Origin of the sequence: Sulfitobacter sp. UBA4523 (assembly GCF_002388305.1) — a bacterium.
GTDB lineage: Bacteria > Pseudomonadota > Alphaproteobacteria > Rhodobacterales > Rhodobacteraceae > Sulfitobacter > Sulfitobacter pontiacus.
Genome location: NZ_DGMH01000044.1, coordinates 26162 through 45505 on the forward strand (window position 1 = coordinate 26162; position 19344 = coordinate 45505).

Genomic DNA, 19344 nt, shown 5'->3' on the forward strand with positions numbered 1-19344 from the left:
ATCGCGGCGTTTTAGTCTAGAAGCATCGCCAAGCCGCCCCATGCCCCGCCATGGCCCCGATAGATTGCAATGACGACCTTACCAAAAAGGACCGCCACAGATGAGCGCCACAGCCCGCAAGACCGCCCCCATGCCGACGGATATTCTGGCCCGCAAAGGGGGGGCTCCGCTGGTGAGCCTGACCGCCTATACCACGCCGATGGCGCAAGTGATGGATGGCATCTGCGATTTCGTGCTTGTGGGCGATTCAGTGGGGATGGTGCTGCACGGGCTGCCCTCGACGCTTGAGGTCACGATGGAGATGATGATCCTGCACGGTCAAGCGGTGCGGCGCGGGCTGACCCAGTCGATGCTGGTGATCGATATGCCCTTCGGCAGCTACGAGCAAAGCCCTGCCCAAGCCTTTGAGAACGCGGCACGCTTGATGCGCGAAACCGGCGCCGGTGCGGTCAAGCTTGAAGGGGGTGAGGTGATGGAAGACACCATCGCCTTCCTGACCAAACGCGGCATTCCGGTGATGGCGCATATCGGCCTGACGCCGCAGTCGATTCACACGCTTGGCGGGTATAAGGTGCAGGGGCGCGGTGCGGCCGCTACGCAGCTTATGGCCGATGCGCAGGCGGTGGCGCGGGCAGGGGCCTTTGCCGTGGTGCTTGAGAAAGTGCCGCAGGCTTTGGCGGACCAGATCACTGAAACGGTCGCCATTCCCACCATCGGCATCGGTGCGTCAGCGCAATGCGACGGGCAAATTCTGGTGGTCGATGACATGCTGGGGCTGTTCACCGCCTTCAAGGCGAAATTCGTAAAACGCTATGCCCATCTGGGCGATGACGCAAAGGCCGCGGTGCAGGCCTATGCCGACGAGGTCACGGCGCGATCCTTCCCCGGACCCGAGCATGTATTTTCTGACGAGGTTTCCAAAACATGACACCCGAAATTATCCGCACGCTCGTTGAGCTGCGCAGCAAGGTCGCCGGATGGAAAGCCGCGGGCGAAAGCGTCGCCGTGGTGCCGACCATGGGCGCGCTGCATCAGGGACATCTGAGCCTCGTCCGGGCCGCAAAAGAGGCGTGCGACCGTGTGATCGTGACGATCTTCATCAACCCCAAACAATTCAACAACCCTGAGGACTACAAGAACTACCCCCGCACCGAGGAAGAGGACGCGCGCAAGCTGATCGCGCTGAAGGCGGATGTCGTCTATGTGCCCGATGGGGAACAGATGTACCCCAATGGTTTCGCGACAACTGTGTCGGTCGAAGGTATCACCCAAGGGCTGTGCGGGGCGCATCGGGCAGGGCATTTCGACGGGGTTGCGACCATCGTGACCAAGCTCTTTACCCAGACCCAGGCGGACAAGGCGTTCTTTGGCGAAAAGGATTATCAGCAGCTTCAGGTGGTGACCCGTCTGGCGCGTGATCTGGACCTGCCGATAGAGGTGATCGGCTGCCCCACCATCCGCGAGGAAGACGGTCTGGCGATGTCCTCGCGCAACCTGCTGCTGTCGGATCGCGCCCGCACCTGGGCCCCCGAACTTCACCGCGCGATGGAGGAGATGTCAGAGGGGCTGCTTGCCGGTGGCGATCTCGAAACGCTCCGCGCGGCGGCAGTGTCGCGGGTGGAACGTGCGGGCTTTACGCAGGTGGAATACCTTGACCTGCGATCTGCTGACCAGTTGGAGCTGATGACCACGCCCGACCGCCCCGCACGTCTGTTGGCCGCCGCGTGGCTGGCCGGTGTGCGGCTGATCGACAATATCGCCGTGGGTTAAATCGCTCTGAAATATGCAAAAAAGCGGGGCCCGCTAAGGCCCCGCTGATCGTTTGGCTTGAAATGGGTCGGCGTTACTTGCCGCCGATGCTGAGGGCAGAGGCCATGCCGGGGGCTTTGGATTCCCCGCCCAGCTTCTCGCGCACACTGGCCTCGATCTTGTCGCCGGTGTCTTTGTCGATATTGCGCCAGTATTCAAAGGCACGGACGAGCACCTTTTCGCTGACACCGTCGCACAGGTGCCCCACCACGTTCGACACCAGACGCGCGCGGGCATCGGCGTCCATCACCTCGCGGACGAGCTTGCCGGCCTGGCTCCAATCATCGTCATCGGGGCGCAGGGTATAGGCCTGACGCACCATGTCGCCATCGGAATACCACAGGCCCGCTTCATGCTGATGCGGCTGCGCGGAGGGCCCACCATATGAGTTGGGCGCATATACCGGATCAGACACTTTTTCAGTCCGCCCCGCACCATCTTTTGAATAGCTATGGGTCGGCGAGACGGGTTTGTTGACCGGAATCTGCTTGTAGTTGACACCCAGCCGCGCGCGGTGCGCGTCCGCGTAGGAAAAGCCCCGTGCCAACAGCATCTTGTCTGGCGACAGACCGACGCCCGGCACCATATTGTTCGGCTCGAACGCGGCCTGTTCGATCTCTGTATGGAAATCGGTGGGGTTGCGGTTCAGGGTCAGCTTGCCGACCTCGATCAGCGGGTAGTCCTCGTGCGGCCAGACCTTGGTCAGATCAAACGGGTTGATGCGATAGGTCTTGGCATCCTCGTAAGGCATGATCTGCCACTTGAGCGTCCAGCTGGGGTAGTTCCCGTCGCGGATGTTGTTGAACAGATCGGCGCGGTGGTAGTCGCCGTTGGTCCCCGCCAGCTTGTCGGCTTCGTCCTGGCTAAGGTAGGCATTGCCGTCGCCCTGATCGGTGTGGAAGTGGAACTTGACCCAGAATTTTTCACCCTCGGCATTGACCAGCGAATAGGTGTGGCTGGAATACCCGTTCATCTCGCGCCAGTTTTTCGGAATGCCACGGTCGCCCATGAGATAGGTCACCTGATGCGCGCTTTCGGGCGAGAGCGTCCAGAAATCCCACTGCATATCGTGGTCGCGCATGTTGTTATCCGCACGGCGTTTCTGGCTGCGGATGAACTGCTGGAACTTGATCGGATCGCGGACAAAGAAGATCGGGGTGTTGTTGCCGACCATGTCAAAGATGCCTTCGTCGGTGTACATCTTGATCGAGAAGCCGCGCGGGTCGCGCCATGTATCGGGGCTGCCACGTTCGCCTGCCACGGTTGAAAACCGCATCACCACATCGCATTTCGCGCCGGGCTGGAAGATATTCGCCATCGTGTATTTCGACACGTCTTGCGTCGTCTCGAAGGTGCCAAAGGCACCCGAGCCTTTGGCGTGGGGCTGGCGTTCTGGAATACGTTCACGGTTAAAATTCGCCATCTGTTCCAGCAGATAGTGGTCATTCAGCACGATCGGGCCATCGGGGCCAACGGTCAGCGAATGTTCATCGCTTTGAACGCGAATGCCGGCGTCTGTGGTTGTGGGAGGGGTTTGCTTCTTGTCGGTCATCTGTAGCTACTCCTTCAGGGTCCACAGGCAAAACCTGTAGCGTGACGGATGGTTCCCGTCCAAATGTGTAAGGAGTTGAATAGAACTGTGGCCGCTTGGCGCGCTTAATGGGTCGCCGTGTGAAAGCGGATCACCTGCGCGTTATCCGCCGGATCGACAAGGAAATGCCCGCAGACGCCAAAGACCTCGCGCAGGAGGGTTTCTGTCATGATCTCGGAGGGGGTGCCGATGGCGCGTAGCTTGCCATCTTGCAAGACGCAGATCCGGTCGCAGAGCGTGGCTTGGTTCAAGTCGTGCAGGGCGATGATCGCCGTTGTCGGCAAGCGCTGGATCAGCTCGAGGATCGACAGCTGGTGGCGGATATCCAGATGGTTCGTCGGCTCGTCCAGCAGCAGCACTTGCGGCCTTTGGGCCAGTGCACGGGCGATATGAACGCGCTGTTGTTCACCGCCCGACAGCGTATGCCAGTGGCGGTCGCCAAAGCCCGACAGATCCACATCCGCCAGCGCCTGCGTGACGATGGCGTCGTCCCCTGCGCTCCACCCGCGCAGGGCGGACAACCACGGGGTGCGGCCCAGTTCAACGGCATGGCGCACGGTGATGCGATCTGCGGTATCGGCGTGTTGTTCGACCAGCGCCAGCCGCTGTGCAATGTCGCGCTGGCGCATCTTCGCAAGCGGTGCGCCGTCCAGCTCGACCCGCCCGCGCGAGGGTTTCTGAATACCGGCAAGCATATGCAGCAACGTGGATTTGCCCGACCCGTTCGGCCCGATCAGCCCCAGCTTTTCGCCCGGACGCAAGGACAGGGACACGTCATCGACGATGGCGCGGTTGCGCACCCGCCAGCCCAGTTCGTGACAGGACAGAATCATGGCGACGTCCTTTTGCCAATCAGGATCAGTGCAAAGACCGGCGCGCCGACCAAAGCGGTCACCACGCCGATGGGCAGCACTTGGCCCGGTACAATCACCCGCGAAATCACATCGGCAAAGACCAGAAACACCGCCCCCGCCAGTGCGGAAGCAGGCACAAGGATCGCATGACGATGCCCCACGACGATGCGCATGGCATGGGGAATCACCAGCCCGACAAAGCCGATCGCACCCACCACCGAGACCATCACCGCCGTGACCAGCGCCGCCGTGCCGATCAGCAGCAGCTGCACGCGGCGCACCGGAATGCCCAAGGACGCGGCGCTGTCGCTGCCGAAGGTAAAGGCATCCAGCGCGCGGGCGTGCCACAGACAGGCCAGCAGCCCGATCACCGCCGCGGGCAGGGCGCTTAGGACATCGGGCCAGCGCACGCCCGACATATTCCCCAAAAGCCAGAACATGATAGCACGGGCCTGTTCGGCATTGGCCGATTTCGTGATCATCAGCGCGGTCAGGGCGTTGAACATCTGGCTGCCCGCAATACCGGCCAGCACGATCACGCCCGCGGCCCGCAGGCCCACACCGCCGCCCGCCGCCTGCGCCAGCAAGGCGACAAAAGCGAAAGCCACCAGCGCCCCGCTGAACGCACCGATAGACAGCGAGATGGCACCACCCCCCAGCCCGAGGATGGTTACCGCAACAGCGCCTGTGGACGCCCCCGCAGAGATGCCCAGCAGATAGGGATCCGCCAGCGCATTGCGCAGCAGTGCTTGCAACACGACGCCCGACAGCGCCAGACCGGCGCCGCAGCACATCGCCACCACGGCCCGCGCCATGCGGTAGTTCCACACGATGCCCTCGTCGATCTTGTCGACCGCATAGCCCGCGTTCAGCGCCTTGTTGGCCAGCACCTTCAGCACCACCAGCGGCGGGATAGAGACCTCGCCGATGGCCGCACCAAACAGCAATGCGGCCAGCAGCACCGGCGGGATGATCACCCACCAGTGCCACTGCGGCCTGCGCATCACAGAGCGGTCGATTGCGGTCATTCGGCCAGATCGAAACCGGACAGCGCGTCAGCCATCGTTTCCAGCGCATAGATCGCACGCACGGTCGGGTCCATCGCATGGGCGTCCATGGTGATGATGCGGCCCTCTTTCACCGCGGTCATCTCGCGGGCGACGGGATCGTTCATCAGGAAGGCGCGCTTTTTCTCGATGTCATCCGCAGGGAAGCGGCGGCGGTCCATTTTGGCGAGCACGATGAAAGTCGGGTCGGATTTCGCCAGAGTCTCCCATCCGACCAGCGGCCATTCCTCGGCCGAGGTCACGACGTTTTCAACGCCAAGCTTGTCCATCATATAGGCGGGCACACCCTGTTGACCTGCCACATAAGGGTCCGCCGCCATCTCGGAGGACGAGAACCAGAACAGCGCCGAGGTGCCTTGCGGCAGGTTCAGCGATTTGGCTTTCTCGACCGCCTTTGCCTCGCGCGATTGCAGGTCTGCAAGCAGCGTGGCACCAGCGTCTTGCGCGTTGTAGATGAGGGCGAGCTCTTCGATGCTGGTATACAACTGCTGGGTCGTGAACAGTTCGGATCGCGTGCCGTCCGCGCCGACAGAGTTATCCTTGGCCGCGCAATCGGTGGGCATCACATAGGTCGGCACGCCCACCTCGTGAAAGCTGTCGCGGGTGCCGACCATACCTTCGGGGCCGACGTGCCATTCATACATCACGGTGACCAGATCAGGGCGTTTGCCCAACACGCTTTCAAAGCTGGGATCGTTATCCGCCAGCCGTTCAATCGCATCGTTTGTCTCTTTGAACTCTGGCAAAACGGGGCTGAACCAGACAGAGGTTCCCGCGATCCGGTCCTGCTGACCCAGCAGATACAGGATCTCTGTCGTGGATTGTCCGATGGTCACAGTGGTCTGGGGTGCCGCGTCAAAGCTGAGCGTATGGCCGCAGTTGTCGATGGTCAGCGGATAGTCTGTCTCTGCGCCAAGCGCGGTGCTGGCCGCAAGGCTCGCAATCAGGGTCAGGCTGGAAAAAAATGTTTTCATATCAAGGGCTCCGGTTGGTCCGATGCCGGGGTCTTTGAATAGAAAGAGAAGGGGCCGGCCAAATGGCGCGCGGGCGCATTTCGGTCTGCGCGTGTGGTAAGATCCGGTCCCATCATCATCCTCTCCCGAGCAACCCCGCCCGGTGTTTCAGGTTCAGTGTCGGCAGGTCTCCTGACTGACGGATCGCGGCTGTCCCCGCCTTCCCGGACCTTGAGGCCCAGTGGCATGATGGAGGTAGCTCACCGTCTACAGTTGCGGGGGCAGTTCCGGTTCATCCACACCAAAGCGCGGATGGCGAATTCCCTATTATTTCCCGAAGGAAACCGACCCGGTTTCGATGACAGTTGTCCGCCCACCCGTCAAGTTGCGTTTTTGCGGTCGTCATCGCGGGGCAAAGGCAAATAACGCGGGCCACGGGTCCGCAGAACGGGCGAGAGGCAAATAACAAACGGATGGAAAACCAAGTGGCAGCCCGTAGGGGAGTCGAACCCCTCTTTTCAGGTTGAAAACCTGACGTCCTAACCGATAGACGAACGGGCCACTTAACTTGTGAGCGCTTCTTTAGGCAAAGCCATCGGCGGGCACAAGTGCAAGCCGCATGAGAAAGCGGGGAAATACAGCAAAAAAATCACATCTTCTGATGCCGTATTCCAAGGGGCGTATGGCGAGGGGGAATCGCCGTGTGAAACGCGCGCCGCGCTCGGGATGCGGGCGCGCGTTTCCCTTAGATTTCCCAGTGAAAACCTGTCGCTTTTTCGGAGACGGTCCAGAGTTTTTCCATCACGGGTTTGTCGTAGGCATGGGGGTTCAGCGTGCCTTTGCCAACGGGCCCTCCGGTTTGCAGCCATCCGGTCGGGCCATAAAGCGCGCGCTGCGCCAACCCGTCTTCGGTCGCGCACATGACCTCGGGATACGCGCCTTTTTCGGCGGATTGCACCATTGGCGTCTTGCTCATCATCCACCAGGTGACCCGTGTGAAAAGCCCGCCGCTTGTGCTGATCAGCGAGGTCGCCGACGCGCCGGGGTGGCAGACGTATACCTCAACGCGGCTGTCGGTGGCTTTCAGCCGGTCCTGAAGCTCATAGGCAAACATCATCTGCGCCAGCTTGCTTTGGCTGTAGACCGCGTTGGCGCTATAGTTCTTGTCCCAGTTCATATCGTCAAACTGGATCGTCTTGATCCCCATGTTGTACCCGAGGCTGGACACCACGACGATGCGGCCCGCGCTTTCCTGAATGCGATCAAACAGCATTCCGCACAGCAGGAAGTGCCCATAGTGGTTGGTGCCAAGCTGGCTTTCGAACCCGTCAACGGTCAGCTGCTGTGTCGGCACCTGAGCGATGGCTGCGTTGCAGATCAGCGCGTCAATCCGGGGAACGGTGCGTTGTACCTCCTCCGCCGCGGCGCGCACGCTGGCCAGATCTGACAGATCCATCCGCACAAAGCTCACCTCGGCGTTGGGACCGAACGTGTCCTTGAGCGTTTTGACCGCGGCGATGGATTTGTCGGCGTTGCGGTTCAGCATGACGACTTTTGCCCCCTTGGACAGCAGGATGCGCGTGGCCTGAAAGCCCGCACCGGCCGTCGTGCCGGTGATGAGATATGTTTTCCCCTTGAGCGATCCAAGGCGATCAGGTGTCCAGCCTTTGGGTCCGAAAGTCGTGTCCTTCATCGTCATGTTCCTTTTCGATGTCAGCGCGGCAGCGATGCGCGCTGTGTTTGGTGTTGAAGGGTAAATAGCTCTCGGCTGTCTCTCAAAACAGGCGAGATCGTCGCGAATACTTGCCTGATTGTATCACGCGCTTGCGAAAGGCTAATGTGACGCAGTAGATTGCCCTCATGAGCAAAGACCAGATCAGACAGCTAATCCGGAACAACGCGACCCAAGAGGGGCTGACGGGAACCGGCATTGACGGGGTGCGCCTGTTTCGGGCCACGCAGGCGATTCCGTGCGTGCCGGCGGTCTATGAACCCAGCGTTATTGCTATCGTCAGCGGGGCGAAAGAGGCCGTGCTGGACGGGCACAGGTACATCTATGACGACAGCCGATATATGTGCTGCCCGATGTCGATGCCGGTGAAGGCCGGCACGCCGACCGCCTCTGCCGAAAGCCCGCTCTACGGGGCTATCATTTCGCTCGATAAGCGGATGATGACAGAACTGTCGATGGAGATGGAAAATACCGGCAATGTGATTCCCGAGGTCAAAGGCGGTTTACGCGCGCAGGGGATCAGGCTGGCCGCATGGGATGATGTCTTTGCCGACGCGCTGCTGCGTTTGCTGCAATTGGGTGGCAATCCGGCGGATACGGCGATCCTTGGCGAGGCACGGCTGCGCGAGCTTTACTACGCGATCCTGAAGGGCGAGGCAGGGCGCTTTGCCAGACAGGCCTTCGGCGCGGGCAATGCGATTGCACGGTCGATCGCGCATGTATCCTCTCACCTGGACGCGCCGATCTCTATTGATGATATGGCGTCCCGCGCCGGGATGAGCCGCGCCGCCTTTCACCGCAAGTTCAAGCAGGTGACGACGATGGCCCCGATCCAGTTTGTCAAATCCATGCGGCTCAACAATGCGGCGATGAAGATCGCAGGCGGCATGTCCGTGAACGAAGCGGCGGTCGATGTGGGATACGTCAGCCCGTCGCAATTCAGTCGCGAATTCAGGCGGATGTACGGGCAATCCCCGCGCCAATGGGGGGATGCCCAGCAGTTTCCGGTTGAAATGGGCCAATAAGGGGCTGCCATCGCCCGTGCGTTGGCAGCCCCTTTTCACAAGTCTGGTGCTATGATCAGACGTCTACAACCACCTTGCCGATGGCCTGCCCGCTGGTCAGGCGGTCATAGGCCCCGCCCACCGTATCAAGGTCGACCCTCTGGCCATCAAGCAAGGGCTCCAGCGCCCCTGCGTCCACAATCTCTGCCAGTTTGGTCAGCTCGGCAGCTTCGAACGAAGCGTCGTCACCGTAGGCGGTAAGGGGCTTAGCTTTCATGGCGGTCATCCTCGGGTGTGTCTGATGCCCACCTGAAGACTGCCGTGATTTATGTAATTGACCTGATTTTGAGCTCAGTTTTCTGATCATGGATATAATAGGCGAGCCGCAAACCGCCGTCAAAGACATCAGGGCTTAGCCGTCCAGCCAGCCGCGCGAGATCAAACAGCGCAGAAACAATGGCAAACACATCTCGCCCAAGATCATGGCGCAGTGTCTTCAGAATGTCGGGTAAGGGTACAAGTGGCAGCCCGTAGGGGAGTCGAACCCCTCTTTTCAGGTTGAAAACCTGACGTCCTAACCGATAGACGAACGGGCCACTTAGCTTGTGAGCGCTTCTCTAAGGAATGCAGCGCAGGCGCGCAAGCAGAAATCGAAAGAAAATGAAAAATTTTTACGCAGGTGCCGCATCTTCCAGACGCAGCTGCACCGACTGTCGGCCGCGCCAGGTATTGATGTCCAGACGTCCCGCCAGATGGAACCGTGCACCACCGTGGTTTTCCAGTGCCGGGCCAAGCGGGCCGTCAAATGCGCCAAAGGCGATGGCGTCCATTTTGGTGTTGTTGCCGTCGCCAAAGCTGATCTTGAGGTGGCTTTCCCCCACACGCTTGGCAAAGCGGATCTGCATGTCGGCAAAGGCATATCGCGGGGCAGGGGCACCGGCCCCGAAGGGGCCTGCTTGTTCCACTTGCTGCGCCAGTTCCACCGTCGCGGCGGCGGGCATCAACATGCCGTCCAGCTTCAGGTCTGCCGCGCCAGCCAGATGCGCGCCCTGCTTGGCCAGTAGCTCTGACAGCCGCGCCATGGCGGCGTCCAGCTTGTCTTCGGCCACGGTCAGACCGGCGGCCATCTTATGTCCGCCGCCCTTGATCAGCAGCCCCTCGGCCGCCAACCGCTGGATCGGCGCGCCCAGATCAATCCCCGAGACAGAGCGGCCAGAGCCTTTGCCGATGCCATCCTCGAACCCGATCACGATCGACGGCCGGTTGGACGCCTCTTTCAAGCGCGAGGCGACGATGCCCACCACGCCCGGGTGCCAGCCCGCGCCCGAGGCCCAGACCAAAGGCGCGTCAAAGCCGCGGGCCTCTGCCTGATCCAGCGCGGCGGCGCGGACGGCGGTTTCGACGTCGCGGCGTTCGGTGTTCAGCAGGTCCAGCTTTTCGGCAAGCGACTGCGCCTCATGGGGATCATCGCAGGCCAGCAGCCTTGCCCCCAGATCCGCTTGCCCGATGCGCCCGCCCGCGTTGATCCGTGGGCCAAGCAGAAACCCAAGATGATAGGCCGCCGGGGCCGTATCCATCCGCGCCACATCGGCCAAGGCGGCAAGCCCCAACCTGTCGCGCCGCGCCATGACGCGTAGCCCCTGACGCACAAAGGCGCGGTTCACGCCGATCAACGGGGCGACATCGGCCACCGTGGCGAGCCCCACCAGATCCAAGAGCGCCATCAGGTCAGGCCCGCGTGCGCCCGCTTCGCGCAGTTGGCGCCCTGCCTCGACCAGCATCAAGAACACCACTGCCGCGGCACAAATATGCGCCAAGGCACCGTCTTCATCCTGCCGGTTGGGGTTCACCACGGCCAAGGCGTCGGGCAGGGTTTCTCCGCCCAGGTGGTGGTCCAGAATAACCACATCCGCCCCGACCGCCGCGGCCACCGGCCCATGCGACAACGTCCCGCAGTCAACGCAGACGATCAGATCATGGGACGCCGCCAGTTCGGCCATTGCGGCGTCATTGGGGCCATATCCTTCGTCGATCCGGTCCGGCACATAAAGCGTCGCGGCGCAGCCCATCTCGCGCAGCCAGACCAGCAGCAGCGCGGCAGAGCTGCCACCATCCACGTCATAATCCGCAAAAACGGCAATCCGCTGACGCGCTTTGACCGCAGCAAGAAAACGGGTCGCGGCTTTCTCCATGTCGCGCAGGGATCGCGGGTCAGGCAGCAGATCGCGCAACGACGGCGCAAGAAACGCTTCGGCCTCTTCCGCCGCCACACCGCGCCGCGCCAGCACCTGACACAGGGCCAGCGGCAGGCTGGTCTGCTGCACCAGAACTTCGGTCGCGCGTTCCACCTCGACACTGGGGCCAACCCAGCGACGCCCCGTCAAAGACGCATCAACACCTAAAAAGCTCATGCATCTCCCCCTTCCAAATGGTCAAAAATCCTCGCCGAAGGCATCCGTCCCATCCTCCCCACAATGGGCAGGGCAGGGGCGCGGCCGCGCCCCTCGGGGTTACAGATCCTCGATCCGCAGCGCCACAGGATCGCTTGCCAGCACACCGGTTTTCGCCATCGCGGCCAGAGCCTCGTCCAGCGCGGTGCGGCTGCATTTATGGGTGACGATCAAGACGGGTGCCTGATCGCTGCGGTGTTCGGTCTGGCGCATGCGGTCGATGCTGATGCCGGCCTCGCCCAGAACGGTGGCGACTTTGGCCAGGGCACCGGGTTTGTCCAGCAGGCCCATGCGCAGATAGAAGGCGGCGGGGCGCTGCGACAGGGCCGCGGTGGCCGAGGCGAGCGTTGCGGCCTTCTGGCCAAAGACGGGGCCATGCCAGCCACGCGCGATATCGCAGATGTCCGACAATACGGCGCTGGCGGTGGGGCCTTCACCGGCACCGGGGCCGCGCAGGACGATCTGCCCGATGGCATCGCCTTCCAGCACGATCATATTGGTCCCGCCCGCGAGTTGCCCCAGCGGAGAGCTGTCGGGCACAAGACAGGGCTGCATGCGCTGTTCCAGCCCGCGGCCGGTCATTTGCGCGACGCCGAGAAGCTTGATCTTGTATCCCATATTCGCGGCAGCCTGAATGTCGTCGATGCTGACGCGCTGGATGCCTTCGATCTCGATCCCGTCGAAATCCACCTGTGTGCCAAACGCGATCGAGGACAGGATCGCCAGCTTATGCGCCGCGTCAATCCCGCCCACATCTAGGTTCGGGTCCGCTTCAAGATAGCCGAGCGCCTCGGCCTCTTCGAACAGGGAGTTGTAGCCGTTGCCGGTCTCTTCCATGCGGGTCAGGATATAGTTGCAGGTGCCGTTCATCACGCCCATGACGCGGGTGATCTCGTTGCCGGCAAGGCTTTCCGTCAGCGCCTTGATCACGGGGATGCCTCCGGCCACGGCAGCTTCATAGCGGATCAGGCAGCCCGCGGCTTCGGCTTGTTCTGCCAACGCCTGACCGTGGATCGCCAGCAGCGCCTTGTTGGCGGTGACCACATCCTTGCCCGAGGCAAGCGCGGCTTCGGTCGCGTCCTTGGCGGGGCCTTCGTCGCCGCCCATCAGTTCGACAAAGACATCCACATCGTCCCGTTTTGCCAGTGCGACGGGATCATCTTCCCACGCGTAGCCCGACAATGTGACGCCGCGGTCCTTGTCGCGGCTGCGGGCAGAGACGGCGGTGATGGTGACGGGGCGACCGGTGCGGGCCTCGATCAAGGCAGCCTGCTTGCGGATGATCCGCACTACGCCAACCCCAACGGTGCCCAATCCGGCAATCCCAAGACGAAGCGGTTGTGACATGGTGCAATCCTTTTGGTGGTGCGCGGCAGCGGGCTGCGGCGTTTCGGGGGTTTAGCCGCGATGTAGCCCTTTCCCACCGCGCACGCAACGCGACATTGCATGCGCCTTATTGCAAACCTTGGGACAAACGCTGCTTTTCCGACCCCGACAGAACCGATCCGCGCAAGCGCGCCGCGCGCGCCTGCAACCGTTCGACCCGCGATGTCAGCCCGCTTTCGGTTTGCGGGATGTTCACCTGTCCGGCCTCGGCCTTGGCAAGCAGCGGATCGACCGGCACAATCGCGGGATAGTCCGATGCGAGAAGCTCGGGCGTGGCACGGCTGTCAAGCGCGGGAAACTGCGTGCAGGCCGCGGGCAGGGTCAGCGCGGCAAGGCAGAGCGGAAGAAGGATACGGTGCGTCATAGATCAGTCATGCACCAGCGACGGAAATCGCGCAAGCAGGGGTTTGCCTTTGAACATGCGTTCAATTAACCTTTGACCCATGGCGCGTACAACCGGATCACATTCTGACATCACTCGGCCCAAAATCCGCGCGGCAGCGTTGCGGCTTTTCGCTCGTCACGGCTTTGCTGCCGTATCCATGCGGGCACTCGCGACGGAAGTCGGGGTGCAGGCGGGCGCATTGTATAATTACACGCCGGACAAGCAGACCTTGCTGTTCAGCCTGTTGCAGGACCATATGAACGACCTGCTTTCGGCCTGCGACAGTGACCCCAGCCAAAGCGCGGTGGATCGCCTGCGCCGATTTGTCGACTTTCACATCCGCTTTCACGCCGACCGCCCGGACGAGGTGTTCATCTCTTATATGGAGCTGCGCAACCTTACGCCCGAGAATTTCACCGAGGTCGAAGCATTGCGCCGCCAGTATGAAGACCGGCTAGAGACGATTTTGCGAGACGGGGCGGCGGCGGGGGATTTCGCCATCGCGGATACCAAGATCGCGACCTTGGCGGTGATTGCGATGCTGACAGGGGTGAATACGTGGTTTCGCGTAGGCGGACGGCTGTCGCTGGACGAGGTGATCGCGCAATATTGGGATATGGTGCGCAAGTCCGTCACGGCGGGGTAGGCCCCCGCGCGTGACGCTGGTTTTCAAGGCGCTTAGGGCCGCAGGGCGTTAATCGTCAAAGCCGACGAACCGCGTGACCTCTTCGACGGGGCGGCGGGTAGAGACGACGGCATTGGCCGAAAAATCCTCGTCCGGCCAGCCCATGGCGACGCAGGTCATGATCACCTGATCGTCGGGGATCTGCGCATGTTCACGCACCACAGGCGATTGCATAATGCCCTGACCGTTGATCACGCAGCCCAGACCTTTGCTCCACGCGGCGAGGACAAGGCCGTAGGTCACCGCGCCCAGATCGAAATGCGCGATGGTGCCATTGTCATCCAGCGACTTGTCAAAGCAGACGACGATGGACACCGGCGCGTCAAACTGGCGGAAGCCGCGCATCACCCAATCCTGGCGGCGCTCCTTGTCGTCGCGTTCGATCCCCATAGCAGCAAAGAGCTGTTTCGCGATGCCGACCTGCCGGTCGCGGTGGACACCGGCATAGGCCCCGTGATCGCTGATTTCACGCACCGGCGGCACGCCTTGCAACATACGGGTCGAATTCCCTTCACGGACTTTCTCAAGCGGTTCGCCGGTCAGCACATGCAGATGCCACGGCTGGGTGTTCATCGAGGATGGCGCGCGATTGGCCAGTGCGATGACCTCTTCCAGCAGGGCGCGCGGCACGGGGTCTTTCTTGAAGCCCCGGATGCTGCGCCGTTCCTGCATTGCCTGTTTCAGTTCCATCTTGCCCTCCCGCAAATTTCCTGACGGCTGTCAGACTGTTGCAGTTCCACGGTGGGGTCAAGCGCGGGTGGGGCCGCGTGCCGCTGCGTCAGATCAGCAGTTCGGGACGTTGACCGCCAGCCCCCCAAGCGAGGTTTCCTTATACTTTTCAGACATATCCGCACCGGTCTGACGCATGGTTTCGATGCAAGCGTCCAGCGGCACCAGATGCGTGCCGTCGCCGCGCAGCGCAAGCGACGCGGCGGAGACCGCCTTGATCGCGCCAAGCCCGTTGCGTTCGATGCAAGGCACCTGCACCAGACCGCGCACGGGGTCGCAGGTCATGCCCAGATGATGTTCCAGCGCGATTTCGGCGGCGTTCTCGATCTGCTGCGGCGTGCCGCCCATGACGGCACAAAGCCCGGCGGCCGACATGGCGGCGGCGCTGCCCACTTCGGCCTGACAGCCCGCTTCCGCCCCCGAGATCGACGCGTTGAATTTGACCAGCCCGCCGATCGCCGCAGCGGTGAGCAGGAAATCCTCGATATGCGCCTCTGATGCGCCGGGGACGTGATCCAGATAATAGCGCAAGGTAGCGGGCATCACACCCGCTGCGCCGTTGGTGGGGGCGGTGACGACTTGCCCACCGGCGGCATTTTCCTCGTTCACCGCCATGGCGTAAACGCTCATCCAGTCGTTGATCGTGTGAGGCGCACGCTGGTTCTGGCCGCGTTCTTGCTGTAGCGCATCATGGATCGCCTTGGCGCGGCGTTTGACGTTCAACCCGCCGGGTAGGATGCCATCGGTTTCGAGCCCACGGTTGATGCAGTCGTTCATCACCTGCCACAGCCGCTTGGTGCCGTCGCGCAGCTGCGCCGCCCCGCCGCGCGATTCCTCGTTGGCGCGTTTCATCTGGGCGATGCTCTTGCCGGACTCCGTCGCCATCTGCAGCATCTCGCTTGCGGATTTGAACGGGAAGGGTATCGGCGCGCCTTCGTCCGTGTCCTTGCCCGCCGCCAGTTCGGCTTCGGTCATCACGAAGCCGCCGCCGATGGAATAATACGTCTCGCGCAAGCTAACGTCGCCTTGGGCGTCGGTGGCCATCAGCATCATCCCGTTGGCGTGGCCGTCGAGCTTGGTGTCGTAGTCAAAGATCATATCTGACTTGGGCGCGAAACTCAGCGTGCCAAACTCGGGCAGGGTGATCGTCTGCGTGCGGTTGATCTCGGCCAGCACTTCTTCGGCGCGGTCATTGTCGTAGTCTTGCGGCGTGAACCCCGCGAGGCCAAGGATCGTGGCGCGGTCCGTGGCGTGGCCCACACCGGTAAAGGCCAGACTGCCATGAAGCGATGCGCGCAGGCCCGCGAATTTGAACGGAGAGGCGCGCATCAGGTCCAGAAACCGTGCCGCCGCCACCATCGGCCCCATCGTGTGCGAGGAGGACGGGCCGATGCCCACTTTGAACATATCGAAGACAGAGAGAAACATCAGGTGGCACTTCCTATGGGTGGGGTGGCAAGGCGGGGCGCGGTAAACGGCGTGGGCCCCAGCCCTTCGGCGGTTTGCGCGGCCGCCGTGCAGGGGAGCGTTTCGATCTTTGAGCAAAGCGCGTGCAGATGCGGGGTGGCGCGCAGATCGAACCAGCCGCGATCACGGTTGCGCGGATACAGCGCACACCAGCGCAACAGCGGGGCGAGGTAAAGCGCAAGCGCGAGGGGCAGCGTATCCGCCGCGGCCCGGTCCTCCAGCCTGCGCAGGTGGGTCTGCAACGCTTGGGTTACGGTTGTGTGCAGCGCGTCTTGGGCGGTGTCGTCAACGCCCACGTATTTATCAGGGTAAAACAGCATACGCAGGGCAGGGTGCACCGTATTGGCAACGAAAAACAACCACTTGAGGAAATCCGCCCGTGTGGCATCCATCGCGGCAGGGGCCAGCCCCCCATGCCGGTCCGCTAGCCACAGCAGGATTGCGCCGGTTTCGAACATCGGCCCGTTCGGCGTCTGCAACGCGGGGATCAGCCCGTGCGGGTTCAGCGCCCGATAGGCGGGGGCAGACTGCCCCTGCGCCGCGCGATCGACCAGACAGGTGTCATAGGCCACGCCCTGCGCCTCGAGCGCGAGGCGGATGATCAGGGAGGCATTGTCGGGGGCGTAGTGCAGCGTGTAATCGGTCATAGGCCGGTGGTATCCCATTGCGCCGGAGGCGGGCGATTGAAAACGACCGATCTGCGCGGTTTGCGGTACTCTATCCAGATTATCGGCGCGTAACACCCCCGTGGCGTCGTGGCGCAGACCATGTGTCACCGGTCGCAGGCCACGCGACGCGACGACAATGCGGTTTTGAGGGTCGCGCGCCGGCGCGGCTGCGTCTATAAGGGCGTCGATTAACGAGGAGTCGCTGCCATGACCGGAGAATTGTCACCCATCGATAAGGCCAAATTTGTCGCCGCCAAACGCGCTGCACAATTTGTAGAAGACGGAATGCGCGTCGGATTGGGCACCGGCTCTACCGCCGCGTGGCTGGTGCGCTGCCTGGGCGAGATGGTGCGCGACGACGGCTTGCGGATCAAGGGCGTGCCCACGTCGACCCGTACCGCGCAGCTGGCGCGCGAAGTGGGGATCGAGGTGATCAGCCTTGATGAAGCCAAGTGGCTGGACCTGACCATCGACGGTGCGGACGAGTTCGACGGAGAGCTGAACCTGATCAAGGGCGGCGGCGGTGCCTTGCTGCAAGAAAAGATCGTGGCCACCGCATCCGATCAAATGGTTGTGATTGCCGACATCGGCAAAGAGGTCGAAACACTGGGCGCATTTCCCCTTCCGGTAGAGGTTATTCCCTTTGGCTGGCAGACCACACAAGCGCTTGTCGAAGAGACTTTGGTGTCTATGGACGTGCTGGGGCGCAATTCCACGCTGCGTATGAACGGCGACATCCCCTTCGTGACGGACGAAGGGAACTACATCCTTGACCTGCATCTCAAGCGGATCGGCAACACCCGCCAGATGGCCTTGGTCATGAACCAGATGCCGGGCGTAGTTGAAAACGGGCTATTCATTGATATCTGTGATGCCGTTGTGATCGGCTATGGCGATGGCCGCGTCGAAGTGCGCGACATCAACGAAGGCACTGTTGATCGCGATAAGATGGAGTTTGTCGAGACGGATAACCTGTTCTCCGACCTGAGCGATTAACAAAGAAAGGCCCCGGCCCAGATGAGCGATTTTGATTACGACCTTTTTGTCATTGGTGGCGGTTCCGGCGGCGTGCGCGCCGCGCGTGTTGCGGCGGGCGAATACGGGGCCAAAGTCGCCCTCGCCGAAGAGGACCGCTATGGCGGGACATGCGTGATCCGGGGCTGCGTGCCGAAAAAGCTGATGGTTTTTGCCTCGGGCTACGCCGAGCTGGTGGACGAGGCGCAGTGCTTTGGCTGGGACATCAAGCCGGGCACCTTCGACTGGCACGCATTCAAGACCCGTTTGAACACGGAACTGGACCGGCTGGAAGGCGTTTATCGCAAGCTGTTGGCCAATTCGGACGTCGATACCTTTGACCAGCGCGCCACGATCAAGGACGCGCATACTGTGCAGCTGGCCAATGGCGAAACCCGCACGGCCAAACACATCTTGCTGGCCACCGGCGGCCGTCCGGTACGCCCTGATGTGCCGAACGCCCAGCTTGGGATTGTGTCGGACGATATCTTCCATCTCGAAAGCCTGCCCAAGTCGATCTTGATTGTGGGTGGCGGCTATATCGGCTGTGAATTCGCCTGTATCCTGAATGGCTTGGGCGTCGAGGTGACGATGTACAACCGCGCGGCACAGATCCTGCGCGGTTTTGATGACGAGGCCCGCGGGCTGATCGCTGAATCGATGACAAATGCAGGCGTCGATATCCACTGCGGCACCAGCATCGTCGAAATGGCGCTGGAAACCGAACACGAGGCGGGCACCATGCCCAGCAACTCTGACGCGGCGATGGGGGCCACGGCTGAACAATCGAACGAGCTGAACAATTGCGACGCGCGCGCAGGCACGCAGGGGCCGATCTGGGTCAAAGCCTCCAACGGGGCCGAGAAGGTCTTTGACATGGTGCTGTTCGCCACAGGGCGCGCACCGAATACCGATGGCATGGGGCTGGAAGAGGTCGGCGTATCGCTGGGCCGTCGCCAAGAGGTCGAAGTCGACGACTACAGCCAGTCGGGCGTCCCGTCGATCTATGCTATCGGCGATGTCACCGACCGCGTGAACCTGACACCTGTTGCGATCCGCGAAGGCATGGCTTTTGTGCAAACCGTCTTTGGCGGCAACCCGACACCCGTGGATCACGACCTGATCCCGTCGGCCGTGTTCACACAGCCCGAATTCGGCACTGTCGGCCTGACAGAAGAGCAAGCGGCAGAGCAGGAACCGGTCGAGATTTATTCGGCGTCGTTCCGGCCCATGCAAACGGCCTTTGCCGAAAAGAACAAACGTGTGATGATGAAGCTGATCGTCAGCAAGGAAACACGCGTCGTTCTGGGGTGCCACATCGTCGCACCAAACGCGGGCGAGCTGATCCAGCTGGTGGGCATTGCCGTGAAGGCGGGGCTGACAAAAGAGCAATTCGACGCGACCTGCGCCGTGCACCCGACCATGTCCGAAGAGCTGGTCACCATGCGCAGTCCGACACGCACTGCTTGAAGTTCGGGCGAATATGCCCAACTCTGCACAAGATAAAACCGCGTAGGCGGTTGGGATAGGGCCGCTGTAGCGGCCATACA

At 62.0% G+C, this 19344-nt stretch carries 18 protein-coding genes, 2 tRNA genes and 1 riboswitch; of the genes, 6 read left to right on the forward strand and 14 right to left on the reverse strand.

Going from position 1 to position 19344, the window contains the following annotated elements:
- The first annotated feature begins 100 nt into the window (after window positions 1–100).
- Window positions 101–928 (forward strand): 3-methyl-2-oxobutanoate hydroxymethyltransferase, encoded by an 828-nt coding sequence (gene panB, locus B3849_RS10510; RefSeq protein WP_278425313.1) that lies wholly within the window; start codon window positions 101–103, stop codon window positions 926–928.
- Window positions 925–1770 (forward strand): pantoate--beta-alanine ligase, encoded by an 846-nt coding sequence (panC, locus tag B3849_RS10515; RefSeq protein ID WP_243251694.1) that lies wholly within the window; start codon window positions 925–927, stop codon window positions 1768–1770. Before panB ends, panC begins: the two co-directional genes overlap by 4 nt.
- A 73-nt stretch (window positions 1771–1843) precedes the next feature.
- Here panC and B3849_RS10520 read toward each other — a convergent pair whose 3' ends face one another.
- The 6 genes from B3849_RS10520 to B3849_RS10545 form a co-directional block, all read right to left on the reverse strand.
- Window positions 1844–3361, reverse strand: coding sequence for a catalase (locus B3849_RS10520; protein WP_278425314.1), 1518 nt, complete (start codon window positions 3359–3361; stop codon window positions 1844–1846).
- A gap of 104 nt (window positions 3362–3465) precedes the next feature.
- Window positions 3466–4233, reverse strand: coding sequence for an ABC transporter ATP-binding protein (locus B3849_RS10525; RefSeq protein ID WP_237278837.1), 768 nt, complete (start codon window positions 4231–4233; stop codon window positions 3466–3468).
- Window positions 4230–5258, reverse strand: a complete 1029-nt coding sequence (locus B3849_RS10530; protein ID WP_278425324.1) for a FecCD family ABC transporter permease — start codon at window positions 5256–5258, stop codon at window positions 4230–4232. The genes B3849_RS10525 and B3849_RS10530 overlap by 4 nt, the downstream gene beginning before the upstream one ends.
- 20 nt (window positions 5259–5278) lie before the next feature.
- Entirely contained in the window at window positions 5279–6295 is a 1017-nt protein-coding gene (locus tag B3849_RS10535; RefSeq protein WP_278425315.1) for an ABC transporter substrate-binding protein, read from the reverse strand.
- 144 nt (window positions 6296–6439) lie between these two features.
- A riboswitch (cobalamin riboswitch) is annotated at window positions 6440–6638 on the reverse strand.
- Between the two features lie 122 nt (window positions 6639–6760).
- A tRNA-Glu gene (locus tag B3849_RS10540) sits at window positions 6761–6835 on the reverse strand.
- Window positions 6836–7019: 184 nt separating this feature from the next.
- Entirely contained in the window at window positions 7020–7967 is a 948-nt protein-coding gene (locus tag B3849_RS10545; RefSeq protein ID WP_278425316.1) for an SDR family oxidoreductase, read from the reverse strand.
- A gap of 167 nt (window positions 7968–8134) precedes the next feature.
- On the opposite strand from B3849_RS10545, the gene B3849_RS10550 reads away from it, so the two are divergent.
- Window positions 8135–9031, forward strand: coding sequence for an AraC family transcriptional regulator (locus tag B3849_RS10550; protein ID WP_278425317.1), 897 nt, complete (start codon window positions 8135–8137; stop codon window positions 9029–9031).
- Between the two features lie 55 nt (window positions 9032–9086).
- Here B3849_RS10550 and B3849_RS10555 read toward each other — a convergent pair whose 3' ends face one another.
- The 5 genes from B3849_RS10555 to B3849_RS10575 all read right to left on the reverse strand — a co-directional run bounded on the left by B3849_RS10555 (window position 9087) and on the right by B3849_RS10575 (window position 13210).
- Complete coding sequence (locus B3849_RS10555) at window positions 9087–9416, reverse strand: zinc-binding dehydrogenase (protein ID WP_286780105.1); 330 nt, start codon at window positions 9414–9416, stop codon at window positions 9087–9089.
- A gap of 115 nt (window positions 9417–9531) precedes the next feature.
- Window positions 9532–9606: transfer RNA gene (locus tag B3849_RS10560), tRNA-Glu, on the reverse strand.
- A gap of 75 nt (window positions 9607–9681) precedes the next feature.
- Window positions 9682–11421: a single-stranded-DNA-specific exonuclease RecJ gene (gene recJ, locus B3849_RS10565; protein WP_286780106.1), complete on the reverse strand. Its 1740-nt coding sequence runs from the start codon at window positions 11419–11421 to the stop codon at window positions 9682–9684.
- A gap of 99 nt (window positions 11422–11520) precedes the next feature.
- Window positions 11521–12807 (reverse strand): homoserine dehydrogenase, encoded by a 1287-nt coding sequence (locus B3849_RS10570; RefSeq protein ID WP_074635663.1) that lies wholly within the window; start codon window positions 12805–12807, stop codon window positions 11521–11523.
- Window positions 12808–12913: 106 nt separating this feature from the next.
- On the reverse strand, window positions 12914–13210 hold the full coding sequence (locus tag B3849_RS10575) for a hypothetical protein (RefSeq protein WP_278376072.1): 297 nt from the start codon (window positions 13208–13210) through the stop codon (window positions 12914–12916).
- 79 nt (window positions 13211–13289) lie between these two features.
- Between B3849_RS10575 and B3849_RS10580 the strand changes: the two genes are divergently transcribed.
- On the forward strand, window positions 13290–13877 hold the full coding sequence (locus tag B3849_RS10580; RefSeq protein ID WP_278425848.1) for a TetR/AcrR family transcriptional regulator: 588 nt from the start codon (window positions 13290–13292) through the stop codon (window positions 13875–13877).
- A gap of 48 nt (window positions 13878–13925) precedes the next feature.
- Here B3849_RS10580 and B3849_RS10585 read toward each other — a convergent pair whose 3' ends face one another.
- From B3849_RS10585 to B3849_RS10595, 3 genes are all read right to left on the reverse strand, one after another.
- Complete coding sequence (locus B3849_RS10585; protein ID WP_037943891.1) at window positions 13926–14606, reverse strand: nitroreductase; 681 nt, start codon at window positions 14604–14606, stop codon at window positions 13926–13928.
- 93 nt (window positions 14607–14699) lie between these two features.
- Complete coding sequence (locus B3849_RS10590) at window positions 14700–16073, reverse strand: L-serine ammonia-lyase (RefSeq protein ID WP_286780107.1); 1374 nt, start codon at window positions 16071–16073, stop codon at window positions 14700–14702.
- Entirely contained in the window at window positions 16073–16759 is a 687-nt protein-coding gene (locus B3849_RS10595) for a glutathione S-transferase family protein (RefSeq protein WP_278425851.1), read from the reverse strand. Before B3849_RS10595 ends, B3849_RS10590 begins: the two co-directional genes overlap by 1 nt.
- Before the next feature lie 228 nt (window positions 16760–16987).
- Here B3849_RS10595 and rpiA point away from each other — a divergent pair, with 228 nt between their 5' ends.
- Window positions 16988–17776: a ribose-5-phosphate isomerase RpiA gene (gene rpiA, locus B3849_RS10600; RefSeq protein WP_005852551.1), complete on the forward strand. Its 789-nt coding sequence runs from the start codon at window positions 16988–16990 to the stop codon at window positions 17774–17776.
- A gap of 21 nt (window positions 17777–17797) precedes the next feature.
- Complete coding sequence (locus tag B3849_RS10605) at window positions 17798–19264, forward strand: FAD-dependent oxidoreductase (protein ID WP_278425852.1); 1467 nt, start codon at window positions 17798–17800, stop codon at window positions 19262–19264.
- Window positions 19265–19344: the final 80 nt, after the last annotated feature.

What these genes read in the sequence shown, in the direction of transcription:
- B3849_RS10580 (WP_278425848.1), top strand. Translation starts at nt 13,290, where the DNA reads ATGGCGCGTACAACCGGATCACATTCTGACATCACTCGGCCCAAAATC.
- B3849_RS10535 (WP_278425315.1), bottom strand. Translation starts at nt 6,295, where the DNA reads ATGAAAACATTTTTTTCCAGCCTGACCCTGATTGCGAGCCTTGCGGCC.
- B3849_RS10575 (WP_278376072.1), bottom strand. Translation starts at nt 13,210, where the DNA reads ATGACGCACCGTATCCTTCTTCCGCTCTGCCTTGCCGCGCTGACCCTG.
- B3849_RS10525 (WP_237278837.1), bottom strand. Translation starts at nt 4,233, where the DNA reads ATGATTCTGTCCTGTCACGAACTGGGCTGGCGGGTGCGCAACCGCGCC.
- B3849_RS10605 (WP_278425852.1), top strand. Translation starts at nt 17,798, where the DNA reads ATGAGCGATTTTGATTACGACCTTTTTGTCATTGGTGGCGGTTCCGGC.
- B3849_RS10530 (WP_278425324.1), bottom strand. Translation starts at nt 5,258, where the DNA reads ATGCGCAGGCCGCAGTGGCACTGGTGGGTGATCATCCCGCCGGTGCTG.
- B3849_RS10550 (WP_278425317.1), top strand. Translation starts at nt 8,135, where the DNA reads ATGAGCAAAGACCAGATCAGACAGCTAATCCGGAACAACGCGACCCAA.
- rpiA (WP_005852551.1), top strand. Translation starts at nt 16,988, where the DNA reads ATGACCGGAGAATTGTCACCCATCGATAAGGCCAAATTTGTCGCCGCC.
- B3849_RS10520 (WP_278425314.1), bottom strand. Translation starts at nt 3,361, where the DNA reads ATGACCGACAAGAAGCAAACCCCTCCCACAACCACAGACGCCGGCATT.
- B3849_RS10595 (WP_278425851.1), bottom strand. Translation starts at nt 16,759, where the DNA reads ATGACCGATTACACGCTGCACTACGCCCCCGACAATGCCTCCCTGATC.
- recJ (WP_286780106.1), bottom strand. Translation starts at nt 11,421, where the DNA reads ATGAGCTTTTTAGGTGTTGATGCGTCTTTGACGGGGCGTCGCTGGGTT.
- B3849_RS10545 (WP_278425316.1), bottom strand. Translation starts at nt 7,967, where the DNA reads ATGAAGGACACGACTTTCGGACCCAAAGGCTGGACACCTGATCGCCTT.
- panB (WP_278425313.1), top strand. Translation starts at nt 101, where the DNA reads ATGAGCGCCACAGCCCGCAAGACCGCCCCCATGCCGACGGATATTCTG.
- B3849_RS10570 (WP_074635663.1), bottom strand. Translation starts at nt 12,807, where the DNA reads ATGTCACAACCGCTTCGTCTTGGGATTGCCGGATTGGGCACCGTTGGG.
- B3849_RS10585 (WP_037943891.1), bottom strand. Translation starts at nt 14,606, where the DNA reads ATGGAACTGAAACAGGCAATGCAGGAACGGCGCAGCATCCGGGGCTTC.
- B3849_RS10590 (WP_286780107.1), bottom strand. Translation starts at nt 16,073, where the DNA reads ATGTTTCTCTCTGTCTTCGATATGTTCAAAGTGGGCATCGGCCCGTCC.
- panC (WP_243251694.1), top strand. Translation starts at nt 925, where the DNA reads ATGACACCCGAAATTATCCGCACGCTCGTTGAGCTGCGCAGCAAGGTC.
- B3849_RS10555 (WP_286780105.1), bottom strand. Translation starts at nt 9,416, where the DNA reads ATGTCTTTGACGGCGGTTTGCGGCTCGCCTATTATATCCATGATCAGA.